The sequence below is a fragment of the Cupriavidus sp. U2 genome (assembly GCF_009663685.2).
Lineage (GTDB): Bacteria > Pseudomonadota > Gammaproteobacteria > Burkholderiales > Burkholderiaceae > Cupriavidus > Cupriavidus necator_C.
This window is the reverse complement of record NZ_RCOG02000032.1, coordinates 615,719-628,001: the sequence shown is the minus strand read 5'-3', so window position 1 is coordinate 628,001 and position 12,283 is coordinate 615,719. Positions and strand designations below refer to the sequence as shown.

The window sequence follows — 12,283 nt, the reverse complement described above, 5'->3', positions numbered from 1 at the left end:
CGGGTGCCGGCGCGCTTTCCGTATCAGGAAACAATGACGATCAAGCTCGCTATCGACTGCATGGGCGGCGATCACGGAGTCTCCGTGACGGTGCCGGCAGCGATCAGTTTTCTTTCCCGTCACGACGACGCCGAGATGATCCTCGTCGGCTTGCCCGACGCCATCGGCGCGCAGCTGAAAAAGCTGCATGCAAGCGATCATCCGCGCGTGACCATCGTGCCCGCGACCGAAGTCATCACCATGGATGACCCGGTGGAAGTGGCGCTGCGCAAGAAGAAAGACTCTTCGATGCGTGTTGCCGTGACGCAAGTCAAGGAAGGCAAGGCTGGCGCCTGTATTTCCGCTGGCAATACCGGCGCGTTGATGGCGGTTTCACGCTATGTGCTGAAGACGCTCGAAGGCATCGAGCGGCCGGCCATCGCCACCACGATTCCCAACGAACAGGGCTGGGGCACCACGGTGCTCGACCTCGGTGCCAACGCGGACTGCGAGCCCGAGCACCTGCTGCAGTTCGCGCGCATGGCCGAGGCCATGGTGGCGGTGGTGGATCACAAGGACCACCCGACGGTGGGCCTGCTCAATATCGGCGAGGAAGTGATCAAGGGCAACGAGGTGGTCAAGGCCGCCGGCGAGCTGTTGCGCGCTTCCGAGCTCAACTTCTACGGCAACGTGGAAGGCAACGACATCTTCAAGGGCACGACCGACATCGTCGTTTGCGACGGCTTCGTCGGCAACGTGGCGCTCAAGAGCACCGAGGGCCTGGCCAAGATGATCGGCAGCATGATCAAGGAAGAGTTCACGCGCTCGTGGTTCACCAAGCTGCTGGCCGCCGTGGCGATGCCGGTGCTGTCGCGCCTGGCGCGCCGGCTCGACCCCGCCCGCTACAACGGCGCATCGCTGCTGGGGCTGCGCGGGCTCGTGATCAAGAGCCATGGTTCGGCCGATGCCCATTCTTTTGAGTGGGCGATCAAACGCGGGTATGATGCGGCCAGAAATGGCGTCATCGAGCGCATTGCAAAGGCCTTTGCCAACAAGTCCGGTGCCGCTGGCGCCGCGACCGGCGGCCCGGAGACAGACTCGCCGGACCCACATTCCGATACCCGTGCCGCCTGAGGCCGCGCGCCCGTCACGGGCGGGTAGCCCGACGCTCCGCCCGATGGCCTGGCCTGGGGCGGGCCGGTAAGCACCACGATCCGACATACTCATGACCAAGTACGCAAAAATCATCGGCACGGGGAGCTATCTGCCCCCGCGGCGCGTCACGAATCACGACCTCGCCGTGCAGCTTGCCGAAAAGGGCATCGAGACCAGCGACGAGTGGATCGTCTCGCGCAGCGGCATTTCGGCGCGCCACTGGGCCGAGTCCGACGTCACGTCGAGCGACCTGGCCGTCAAGGCTGCCGAGCAGGCGATTGCCGCCGCCGGTATCGACCGCCAGAACATCGACCTGATCATCGTCGCCACGTCGACCCCCGATTTCGTGTTTCCGAGCACCGCCTGCCTGGTGCAGCAGAAGCTCGGCATCACCAATCACTGCGCGGCGTTCGATCTGCAGGCCGTGTGCTCGGGCTTTGTCTATGCGATGTCGACGGCTGACAAGTTCATCCGCAGCGGCTCGCACAAGAACGTGCTCGTGATCGGTTCCGAAGTGTTCTCGCGCATCCTTGACTTCAATGACCGCACCACCTGCGTGCTGTTCGGCGATGGCGCGGGTGCCGTGGTGCTGAGCGCCTCGGACGAGCCTGGCATCCTGTCGTCGGCCATGCATTCGGACGGCAACCACGTGGACATCCTGTGCGTGCCGGGCAATGTGTCGGGCGGCGCCATCACCGGCAATGCCTTCCTGCACATGGACGGCCAGGCCGTGTTCAAGCTGGCCGTGACCGTGCTGGACAAGGTGGCGCGCGAGGCCATCGCCGCGGCTGAAATGCAGGCCGACGAGATCGACTGGCTGATTCCGCACCAGGCCAATATCCGCATCATGCAAGGCACGGCCAAGAAGCTGGGCCTGCCGGCCGAGCGCATGGTGGCCACGGTGCATGAGCACGGCAACACGTCGGCCGCATCGATTCCGCTGGCGCTGGACGTCGCCGTGCGCGACGGCCGCATCAAGCCCGGCCAGACCGTGCTGATGGAAGGCGTGGGCGGCGGCTTCACCTGGGGTGCGGTGCTGCTGCGCATGTAACATGCGGCCGGTGCGGCGTGCCGCACCGTTCGAAACGTTGAAACGTTGTATAGCTAGACTGGATTTCCGATGAAATTCGCATTCGTTTTTCCCGGACAGGGTTCGCAGTCGGTTGGCATGCTGAACGCGTTTGCCGACAACCCCGTGGTGCGTGCCACGCTCGAGGAAGCCTCGACGGCGCTGGGCCAGGACATCGGCAAGCTGATTGCCGAAGGCCCCGCGGAAGACCTGAACCTGACGACCAACACGCAGCCGGTGATGCTGACGGCGGCGGTTGCCGTGTACCGCGCCTGGCTCGATGCCGGCGGTCCGGCGCCTGCCCTGGTGGCAGGCCACAGCCTTGGTGAATATTCGGCGCTGGTGGCCGCCGGGGTGATCCCGTTCGCGGACGCCGTGCCCCTGGTGCGTTTCCGCGCCCAGGCCATGCAGGAAGCCGTGCCGGTGGGCGAGGGCGGCATGGCTGCCATCCTCGGCCTGTCCGATGACGACGTGCGCGCGGCGTGCGCCGAAGCTGCAGCGGCGGGTGCCGGTGTGGTGGAGGCCGTGAACTTCAACGCCCCGGCACAGGTCGTGATTGCCGGCAACAAGGGCGCCGTGGAAAAGGCCTGCGAAATCGCCAAGGCCAAGGGCGCCAAGCGCGCGCTGCCGCTGCCGGTTTCGGCGCCGTTCCACTCGTCGCTGCTCAAGCCTGCGTCGGACCGCCTGCGCGAGCGCATGGCCGGGCTGGCGTTTTCGGCGCCGGCGATTCCGCTGGTGAACAACGTCGACGTGGCCATCGTCAACGATCCGGCGCAGATCAAGGACGCGCTGGTGCGCCAGGCCGCCGCGCCGGTGCGCTGGGTCGAGTGCGTGCAGAAGATGGCTGCCGAAGGCGTGACCCATGTGATCGAATGCGGTCCGGGTAAAGTTCTGGCCGGCATGACCAAACGCATCGACGGCAACCTCGTCGGTGGTGCAATCTTTGATCCGGCGTCGCTGCAGGAAACGCTGGCGCTGCTGAAATAAGAGCAAGGAACGAACGCAACATGAGCAAGACTCTGGAAAATCAGGTCGCGCTGGTAACCGGTGCCTCGCGCGGCATCGGCCGGGCCATCGCGCTGGAACTCGCACGCCAGGGCGCTACCGTGATCGGTACGGCCACGAGCGAATCGGGCGCGGCCGGCATCAGCGAATACCTGTCGGCCGAAGGGCTGAAGGGCAATGGCGTGGTGCTGAACGTGAACGACGCCGCGCGCTGCGACGCCGTGATCGACGAGATCGTGAAGACCCACGGCGGCCTGGCAGTGCTGGTGAACAACGCCGGCATCACGCAGGACCAACTGGCCATGCGCATGAAGGACGACGACTGGACGGCCGTCATCGACACGAACCTGACGGCGGTGTTCCGCCTGGCGCGTGCCGTGCTGCGCCCGATGATGAAGGCCCGTGGCGGCCGTATCATCAACATCACGTCGGTGGTGGGCTCGACGGGCAACCCGGGCCAGATGAACTACGCGGCGGCCAAGGCCGGTGTGGAAGGCATGACCCGCGCGCTGGCCGCCGAGATCGGCAGCCGCAACGTCACGGTGAACTGCGTCGCGCCGGGCTTCATCGATACGGACATGACGAAGGTGTTGTCGGAAGAGCAGCATGCTGCCCTCAAGACGCGCATTCCGCTGGGCCGTCTGGGTCAGCCGGAAGACATCGCCAATGCCGTGGCATTCCTGGCGGGTCCGCAGGCTGCCTACATCACGGGCACTACGCTGCACGTGAACGGTGGCATGTACATGAACTAAGGATTTGGACGGGCTTCGGTTTCGAGGGAGAAGCCGAAAGAAGCCGGTTGAAGCAGTAGTTTTTCAAACCAATCGGGCGCGAATCTTGCAAAGGTTGGCAGGCGGATTTTTTGTGGTCCAAACCTGCTAAAATGCGCCCACTTTTTGTCGAACATTCCCTGGAGGGTTACATGGACAATATCGAACAACGCGTCAAGAAAATCGTGGCTGAACAGCTTGGCGTGGCCGAGGCAGACATCAAGAACGAATCGTCGTTCGTGAATGATCTCGGTGCGGACTCGCTGGACACGGTGGAACTCGTGATGGCGTTGGAAGATGAATTCGGCATGGAAATTCCGGATGAGGAAGCCGAAAAGATCACGACCGTGCAACAAGCCATCGACTACGCCACCGCGCACGTCAAGGCCTAAGCCGTCGTCATCATATTCCGAGCCACAGAAGGCGCATGGACGGGGCCGTCACGGTCCTGTCATGCCGTTTTCTGTGGCTTTCGTCTGTTCGAAGAAGCTGAACCGGATCGATCCCAAGCAGTGCGTCACATGCCATGGTTTGTCGGCAGGCGCGGCGGGATCCTGAAGTTATCCGATTCCACTTCACGCACTCGTAGGAAAATATAGTGAGCCGTCGTCGCGTCGTCGTCACTGGGCTTGGCCTTGTGTCTCCGGTCGGAAACACGGTTGCCGAAGGCTGGGCCAACCTGGTTGCCGGCAAGTCCGGCATCGCCACCATTACCAAATTCGATCACTCCGCCCTGGCTGTGCATTTCGCCGGCGAAGTGAAGGGCTTCAACGCCGAGGAATACATCCCGGCCAAGGAAGCCCGCAACATGGATACGTTTATCCATTTCGGCATCGCCGCCGGTACCCAGGCGCTGAAGGACAGCGGCCTGGAAATCACCGACGCCAATGCCGAGCGCGTGGGCGTGCTGGTCGGTTCCGGCATCGGCGGCCTGCCCATGATCGAAGACACGCAGATGACGCTGGCCAACCGTGGCCCGCGCCGCATCTCGCCGTTCTTCGTGCCGGGTTCGATCATCAACATGATCTCGGGTCACCTGTCGATCATCCACGGCCTGAAGGGGCCGAACCTGGCCGCCGTGACGGCCTGCACGACCGGCCTGCACAGCATCGGCCTGGCCGCCCGCCTGATCCAGGCTGGCGACGCCGATGTGATGGTTGCCGGCGGTGCCGAATCGACGGTGTCGCCGCTGGGCATCGGCGGTTTTGCCGCGGCCCGCGCGCTGTCGACCCGCAATGATGACCCTGCCGCCGCTTCGCGTCCGTGGGACAAGGACCGCGACGGCTTCGTGCTGGGCGAAGGCGCCGGCGTGATGGTGCTGGAAGAGTACGAATCGGCCAAGGCGCGCGGTGCGCGCATCTACGCCGAACTGGTGGGCTTCGGCATGAGCGGCGACGCGTACCACATGACCGCCCCGAGCACCGATGGCCCGCGCCGCTGCATGGTTGCCGCGCTCAAGGACGCCGGTGTGAACCCGGACGAGGTCAACTACCTCAACGCCCATGGCACGTCGACGCCGCTCGGCGACAAGAACGAATCGGACGCCATCAAGCTGGCCCTCGGCGACGCAGCCTACAAGGTTGCCGTCAACTCGACCAAGTCGATGACCGGCCATTTGCTGGGCGGTGCGGGCGGCCTGGAATCAGTCTTCACCGTGCTGGCGATCCACAACCAGATCTCGCCGCCGACCATCAACATCTTCGACCAGGACCCCGAGTGCGACCTGGACTACGTGGCCAACACGGCACGTGAAATGAAGATCGATGTGGCCGTGAAGAACAACTTCGGCTTTGGCGGCACCAACGGCACGCTGGTTTTCCGCCGTATCTGAGCCGTATGACGCGCCCGTCCGTGGCGCGTCGCCGGGGCGCCGCCAGCAGCACGGCGCCGCCCGGCTTCTTCCGAGTATTCTCCCGATCGTCCCGCCGCAGTGCCGCCGGGTTGCACACGGTGCAACCGGAGTGTGCCGGTCAAGGAACCAAATTGCGTAGCCACGGTCACAGAATGCGCTTTGCGACGCCGGAGGGCGCACGGATCGTAGGTAAAATACAACGCTTGTCGTGACGACAAAACCAAGAGATACACTGCAGCAGGTGAACCATTCGTGAGCGAACGCGAAGCCGATCAGCTTCTAGTTGAACGCGTCCAGCAGGGCGACAAGAAGGCCTTTGAACTGCTGGTGGTCAAGTACCACCGCAAGATCATTCGCCTGATCTCGCGCCTTGTCCGTGACCCCGCAGAAGTGGAGGATGTGGCGCAGGATGCCTTTATCAAGGCATATCGCGCCTTGCCCCAGTTCCGGGGGGAATCCGCCTTCTACACCTGGCTGTATCGGATCGCGGTGAACACCGCCAAGAACTACCTGGCAACCCAGGGGCGCCGTCCGGAAGCGTCCAGCGATATCGATGCCGAAGAGGCTGAAACTTTTGCGGATGGTGAGCAACTAAGGGATATCAATACGCCGGAGTCCATGCTTCACACGCGCCAGGTTGCCGATACGGTGAACCGCGCCATGGAAGCATTGCCGGAAGAATTACGCACCGCCATCACGCTGCGCGAGATCGAAGGCCTCAGTTATGAGGAGATCGCGGAGGCAATGGGGTGTCCGATCGGTACGGTGCGCTCGCGGATTTTCCGGGCGCGCGAAGCGATCGCAGAAAAATTGCGGCCCCTGCTGGGAACGGCAGAGGGCAAGCGATGGTAAGTGAGAATGTCGTGCAGCCAGCGTTGCAGCCTATTCCTGCATCGATAAACGACAAGCGGTAGTGACGGGATTTATCGGTGTTCAATGGAATTTCTTGGGGTTGGAAATGGGTCAGGCTCATAAGCAGTCGGTTCATGTAATGGAAGCAGCGGAGCAGATCTCGATCCTGATGGATGGCGAGCTGCAGGCGCACGAAATCGACGCGGCACTGGATATCGCCAAGGGCGAGACCGGGATGGCCGAATGGTCGATGTATCAACTGATTGGTGACACGCTGCGTTCGGAGGAACTGACGCACGCGGGGTCGACCTCCGATTTTCTTTCCCGCTTCTCCGCGCAACTCGAATCCGAGCCGCACGTGCTGGTGCCGGCCGTGGCCGCCGCGGGCCGGCAGCGCCTGCTGGTGCGTCCGTCGTGGGTGCGCCGCGTCATGCCCGGAACCGCGATTGCCGCCGCCGTTGCGGCCGTCAGCTGGGTGGTCGTGCCGCAGATGCGCGGGCCGGGCGATGCCGGCGCGCCGGATGCCATCGTCGCGCGCGTGGAACAGCAGCCCGGTAGCGCGATGAAGGCGGCTGCCTCGATCGCGCCCGCAGCGGGGGGGATCGTGACCGTGTCTGCCGACAACGCGCAGATGATCCGCGATCCGCGTCTCGACGAGTACCTGCGTGCGCACCGCACGTCTGTAGCAACGGACGCCTTTGTGCCGACCATGCGTACAGTGGCCAATGGTGCCAACTTCTCCCAGGATAATTCGCAGGAATAATGCCGGACATGCATAGAGGACGGTCGCTCGCCGATATCGCGGGCGTACACGGAAAGAAGGGCCTGCGCAGGTCCTTTTTTCTGGCCTTGTGTCTGACCGCTGCCGCAGCCACCGCGCAGCCGTCTGACAGCGCGCTGAGTCGACGCGATGCCACCGCGTGGCTCAACAAGATCCATCGCGCCGCGCAGCGCGAAAACTACGTCGGCACGCTGATCTATCAGCGCGGCAGCGTCATGCATGCCTCGCGTATCCAGCACTACAGCGACCTCGCCAACAACGAGTACGAACGGCTGGAAACGCTCGACGGCAAGCCGCGCGAGGTACTGCGCCAGAACGACGTGGTCCACAGCCTGATCCCGGAAGCGAAGCTCGTCGTGATCGAGAAGCAGGAAGCCAAGGACCGCTTCCCCGCGCTGCTCGCCACGAACAAGAGTGACGTGCTGGATCTCTATGACATGCGCAAGCTGCCCGCCGAACGCGTGGCGGGCGTCGAGTGCGAAGTCTTCGCGCTGGAGCCGCACGATGCGGCACGCTATGCGGTGCGTCTGTGGGCGGACAAGAATTCCGGGTTGCTGATGCGCGCGCAGACGATCGGCGAGGGCGGCAAGGTGCTCGAACAGGTGGCGTTTTCGCAGGTCGACATTGGCGTGCCGACCGACAAGCAGCGCATCCTGAACGCGATCAAGGGTGCGAATTCGTGGAATCACTACGAAGTTAGCTATCAGCCGGCCAATATCGCCGACGAAGGGTGGACGATCAACGCCCCGATCAAGGGCTTCCAGAAGATCCGCGAGGTGCGCCGCCCGCTCGGCGAGCTGCGTGCGCCGACCCAGGGTGCCAAGCCCGCCGGCGTCTTCGAAGTGCTGCAGGTCGTGTACAGCGACGGCCTGACGGGACTGTCGGTGTTTATCGAGCCGGTATCCGAACAACGCGCCCGCCGCGAAGGCGTGGCTTCACTGGGCGCCACCCAGGTGGTGGTGCGACGGGTGTCCGACTACTGGATCACGGTGGTCGGCGAGGTGCCCGCCGCAACCGTGAAGCAGTTCGCGGCCGGCGTGGAATACCGCCCGCCCAAGGCGGTACACTGAGCGAATCTTGGCGTGGCGGCGATGGGGCAGCGGATCCCGCGCCGGACCACCAGGCAGTGCGCTTCGCAGGCGCCCCGGCCTTGGCCTTGCCGCGAAGCATCCGTTTCTCGCAGATACTCCCGGGAGTTCGTCGATGATTTCCAGATCCCCCGCCCTGGCGCGGGCCATGGTCCTCGTGGCCATGCTCGTGCTTGGTCCGGCCGTTTCCGAAGTGGGCCACGCCCAGGCGGCGGCCTCGAATTACAACCTGCCCGACTTTACTGACCTCGTCGAGAAGGCCAGTCCGGCCGTGGTCAATATCCGCACCACCGAACGGGTCAGGTCGCGGGGCGGCAATTCCCCCGAAGACGACGAGATGGCGGAGTTTTTCCGTCGGTTCTTCGGCGTGCCGATGCCCGGCCAGCCGACGCCGCCGCGCCGTGGCCAGCCGCAGACCCCGCCCCAGGGCGAGGAGCAGAGCCGTGGCGTAGGGTCGGGGTTCATCATCAGCCAGGACGGCTACGTGATGACCAACGCTCACGTGGTGGCTGACGCCGAGACGATCTATGTCACGCTGCCCGACAAGCGCGAATTCAAGGCCAAGCTGATCGGGTCCGACAAGCGCACCGACGTGGCGCTGCTCAAGATCGAGGCCACGGGCCTGCCGCGTCTGGCACTGGGCGATTCCGACAAGATTCGCCCCGGCGAATGGGTGTTGGCCATCGGCTCGCCGTTCGGCCTGGACAACAGCGTGACCGCCGGCATCGTATCGGCCAAGGGCCGTGATACGGGCGACTATCTGCCGTTCATCCAGACCGATGTGGCGGTGAACCCCGGCAATTCGGGCGGCCCGCTGATCAACCTGCGCGGCGAGGTCATCGGCATCAACTCGCAGATCTACAGCCGCAGCGGTGGCTACATGGGCATTTCGTTCGCGATTCCGATCGACGAGGCGATGCGCGTGACGGACCAGCTCAAGGCGAACGGCAAGGTCACGCGTGGCCGTATTGCCGTGGCGATCAGCGACGTTTCGAAGGAAGCGGCCGATTCGCTGGGCCTGGGTCGGGCGCGGGGCGCGTTGGTGGGCAGCGTCGAGCCGGGTGGTCCGGCCGAAAAGGCGGGCATCGAGGCCGGCGACATCATCCTGAAGTTCAACGGTCGCGATATCGAGAAGGCTTCAGATCTGCCGCGCATGGTTGGTGATACCAAGCCTGGCACGCGGGTGCCGTTGCAGGTGTGGCGCAAGGGCCAGACCCGCGAGGTGCAGATCATGGTTGCAGAGCTGGAACCCGACAATGCCAAGGTTGCGGCGCGCAAGGGCGACCGGAAGGGCAATAGCGGCGGTGAAGACCAGCCGGCAGCCAAGCCCAATGCGCTGGGACTGGTCGTCAACGACATCCCCGAAGCGCGCCTGCGCGAGCTCAAGGTCAAGTCCGGCGTGGAAGTGGATACGGCGGACGGTCCCGCGGCGCGAGCGGGCATCCGCCCCGGCGACATCATTTTGCGGCTGGGCGACACGGATGTGACGGGGGCGCGTCAGTTCAACGATCTGGTCAAGTCGCTCGACAAGAACCGCATGGCGGCGGTGTTCGTGCGGCGCGGCGATGCTACCCAGGTGCTGACCCTGCGTCCGAGCCAGAGCCGCTAAGCCAATGGCCATCAGCGACGCCTGAAGGCCGGCTGAAGGACAACTGAAGCTCGACTGATCGCGCCGGATGCCCTCCGGCGCGATCGTTTTTTGCCAAGGTGCAGGATCCGGCATGCCGAACTGCCGGGATTCACGGCGCGCAAAGGCATTTCGCGCGACGGAAGTCCTTGAAAATCCGGTAAAATCGCGGATTGGCGCAAAACCGTGCGCCCCACTTTTTGCCGCGCCCGCACCGTCCTGGTATGCCGGGCCGCGCTGGCGTTTTCCAGATCACTAGATGGACCATATTCGTAATTTCTCGATCATTGCCCACATCGACCACGGCAAATCCACCCTGGCCGACCGGATCATTCAGCGCTGCGGCGGGCTGTCGGATCGGGAAATGGAAGCGCAGGTGCTCGATTCGATGGACATCGAGAAAGAGCGCGGCATCACCATCAAGGCCCAGACCGCGGCGCTCAGCTACAAGGCGCGCGACGGCAAGGTCTACAACCTGAACCTGATCGACACCCCGGGACACGTGGACTTCAGCTACGAAGTCAGCCGGTCGCTGTCGGCCTGCGAAGGCGCGCTGCTGGTCGTGGATGCGTCGCAGGGCGTGGAAGCCCAGACCGTGGCCAACTGCTACACCGCCATCGAACTCGGTGTGGAAGTGGTGCCGGTGCTCAACAAGATCGACCTGCCGCAGGCAGATCCGGACAACGCCAAGCAGGAAATCGAGGAAGTCATCGGCATCGACGCCAGCGACGCCACGCCGTGCTCGGCCAAGACCGGGCAGGGCGTGGACGACGTGATCGAGGCGCTGATCGCCAAGGTGCCGCCGCCCAAGGGCGATGCCGACGCGCCGCTGCAGGCCCTGATCATCGATTCGTGGTTCGACAACTACGTCGGCGTCGTGATGCTGGTGCGCGTGGTCAACGGCACGCTGCGTCCCAAGGACAAGGTGCTGCTGATGGCCACGGGCTCGCAGCACCTGGTGGAGCAGGTGGGCGTGTTTTCGCCGAAGTCGGTCCAGCGCGATGCGCTGACTGCCGGCGAGGTGGGCTTTGTGATCGCCGGCATCAAGGAACTGAAGGCCGCCAAGGTGGGCGATACGATCACCACCCTGGCCAAGCGTGCCCCCGAGCCGCTGCCCGGCTTCAAGGAAGTCAAGCCGCAGGTGTTCGCCGGCCTGTATCCGGTGGAAGCCAACCAGTACGAGGCGCTGCGCGAATCGCTGGAAAAGCTGCGCCTGAACGACGCGTCGCTGCAATTCGAGCCGGAAGTGTCGCAGGCGCTGGGCTTCGGCTTCCGCTGCGGCTTCCTGGGCCTGCTGCACATGGAAATCGTGCAGGAGCGCCTGGAACGCGAATTCGACATGGACCTGATCACGACCGCGCCGACCGTGGTCTACCAGGTGCAGCAGCGCGATGGCACGATGGTCACCGTCGAGAATCCGGCCAAGATGCCCGATCCGAGCAAGATCGAGGCAATCCTGGAGCCGATTGTCACGGTGAACCTGTATATGCCCCAGGATTATGTGGGCTCGGTGATCACGCTGTGCACGCAGAAGCGCGGCTCGCAGATCAACATGAGCTATCACGGCAAGCAGGTGCAGCTCACTTATGAAATTCCGATGGCGGAAATCGTCATGGATTTCTTCGACCGCCTGAAGTCGGTGTCGCGCGGTTACGCATCGATGGATTACGAATTCAAGGAATATCGTCCGTCGGACGTGGTCAAGGTGGACATCCTGATCAACGGCGACAAGGTGGACGCGCTGTCGGTGATCGTTCACCGCTCGAATTCGCAATATCGCGGGCGCGAGGTGGCTGCCAAGATGCGCGAGATCATTCCGCGCCAGATGTACGACGTGGCCATTCAGGCAGCGATCGGCGCGAATATCATCGCGCGCGAAAACGTCAAGGCGCTGCGCAAGAACGTGCTGGCCAAGTGCTACGGCGGCGATATCTCGCGGAAAAAGAAGCTGCTCGAAAAGCAGAAGGCGGGCAAGAAGCGCATGAAGCAGGTGGGCACCGTGGAAATCCCCCAGGAGGCATTCCTGGCGATTCTGCAGGTGGACGAAAAGTAAGTACCTGCGCCCTGGCGATAGCAAGCCGGCGATACCAACAAATCGACATCAC

11 protein-coding genes are annotated in these 12,283 nt (G+C 63.8%); all 11 read left to right on the top strand.

All coding sequences use genetic code 11. The features are described from left to right. Positions 1-33 precede the first annotated feature (33 nt). The 11 genes from plsX (at position 34) to lepA (ending at position 12,231) form a co-directional block, all read left to right on the top strand. On the top strand, positions 34-1,113 hold the full coding sequence (gene plsX, locus D9X30_RS27115; protein ID WP_153945421.1) for a phosphate acyltransferase PlsX: 1,080 nt from the start codon (positions 34-36) through the stop codon (positions 1,111-1,113). Between the two features lie 91 nt (positions 1,114-1,204). Continuing rightward, positions 1,205-2,185, top strand: a complete 981-nt coding sequence (locus D9X30_RS27110) for a beta-ketoacyl-ACP synthase III (RefSeq protein WP_153945420.1) — start codon at positions 1,205-1,207, stop codon at positions 2,183-2,185. 69 nt (positions 2,186-2,254) lie between these two features. Continuing rightward, positions 2,255-3,190 carry an ACP S-malonyltransferase gene (gene fabD / locus D9X30_RS27105; RefSeq protein WP_153945419.1) on the top strand — a complete coding sequence of 312 codons (936 nt, stop codon included), beginning with the start codon at positions 2,255-2,257 and terminating at the stop codon, positions 3,188-3,190. A gap of 20 nt (positions 3,191-3,210) precedes the next feature. Beyond that, the gene (gene fabG, locus D9X30_RS27100; RefSeq protein ID WP_066730987.1) at positions 3,211-3,960 is read left to right on the top strand and encodes a 3-oxoacyl-ACP reductase FabG; all 750 of its coding nucleotides are present in this window, start codon (positions 3,211-3,213) and stop codon (positions 3,958-3,960) included. A 170-nt stretch (positions 3,961-4,130) separates the two neighbouring features. Beyond that, a complete protein-coding gene (gene acpP, locus D9X30_RS27095) occupies positions 4,131-4,370 on the top strand; it encodes an acyl carrier protein (protein WP_008644813.1) in 240 nt (79 codons plus the stop codon). Between the two features lie 206 nt (positions 4,371-4,576). Continuing rightward, positions 4,577-5,809 carry a beta-ketoacyl-ACP synthase II gene (gene fabF, locus D9X30_RS27090; protein ID WP_249641097.1) on the top strand — a complete coding sequence of 411 codons (1,233 nt, stop codon included), beginning with the start codon at positions 4,577-4,579 and terminating at the stop codon, positions 5,807-5,809. 273 nt (positions 5,810-6,082) lie between these two features. Further along, positions 6,083-6,682 (top strand): RNA polymerase sigma factor RpoE, encoded by a 600-nt coding sequence (gene rpoE, locus D9X30_RS27085; RefSeq protein WP_092594264.1) that lies wholly within the window; start codon positions 6,083-6,085, stop codon positions 6,680-6,682. A gap of 106 nt (positions 6,683-6,788) precedes the next feature. Continuing rightward, positions 6,789-7,445, top strand: a complete 657-nt coding sequence (locus D9X30_RS27080; RefSeq protein ID WP_153945708.1) for a sigma-E factor negative regulatory protein — start codon at positions 6,789-6,791, stop codon at positions 7,443-7,445. Between the two features lie 8 nt (positions 7,446-7,453). Further along, on the top strand, positions 7,454-8,533 hold the full coding sequence (locus tag D9X30_RS27075) for a MucB/RseB C-terminal domain-containing protein (protein WP_153945418.1): 1,080 nt from the start codon (positions 7,454-7,456) through the stop codon (positions 8,531-8,533). A gap of 133 nt (positions 8,534-8,666) precedes the next feature. Further along, on the top strand, positions 8,667-10,160 hold the full coding sequence (locus D9X30_RS27070) for a DegQ family serine endoprotease (protein WP_153945417.1): 1,494 nt from the start codon (positions 8,667-8,669) through the stop codon (positions 10,158-10,160). A gap of 277 nt (positions 10,161-10,437) precedes the next feature. Continuing rightward, positions 10,438-12,231: a translation elongation factor 4 gene (gene lepA, locus D9X30_RS27065; RefSeq protein WP_153945416.1), complete on the top strand. Its 1,794-nt coding sequence runs from the start codon at positions 10,438-10,440 to the stop codon at positions 12,229-12,231. The last annotated feature ends 52 nt before the right edge of the window (positions 12,232-12,283 follow it).

Coding starts and splice junctions, on each gene's coding strand:
- fabG (WP_066730987.1), top strand. CDS start 3,211: ATGAGCAAGACTCTGGAAAATCAGGTCGCGCTGGTAACCGGTGCCTCG.
- fabD (WP_153945419.1), top strand. CDS start 2,255: ATGAAATTCGCATTCGTTTTTCCCGGACAGGGTTCGCAGTCGGTTGGC.
- D9X30_RS27075 (WP_153945418.1), top strand. CDS start 7,454: ATGCATAGAGGACGGTCGCTCGCCGATATCGCGGGCGTACACGGAAAG.
- plsX (WP_153945421.1), top strand. CDS start 34: ATGACGATCAAGCTCGCTATCGACTGCATGGGCGGCGATCACGGAGTC.
- lepA (WP_153945416.1), top strand. CDS start 10,438: ATGGACCATATTCGTAATTTCTCGATCATTGCCCACATCGACCACGGC.
- D9X30_RS27110 (WP_153945420.1), top strand. CDS start 1,205: ATGACCAAGTACGCAAAAATCATCGGCACGGGGAGCTATCTGCCCCCG.
- D9X30_RS27070 (WP_153945417.1), top strand. CDS start 8,667: ATGATTTCCAGATCCCCCGCCCTGGCGCGGGCCATGGTCCTCGTGGCC.
- D9X30_RS27080 (WP_153945708.1), top strand. CDS start 6,789: ATGGGTCAGGCTCATAAGCAGTCGGTTCATGTAATGGAAGCAGCGGAG.
- acpP (WP_008644813.1), top strand. CDS start 4,131: ATGGACAATATCGAACAACGCGTCAAGAAAATCGTGGCTGAACAGCTT.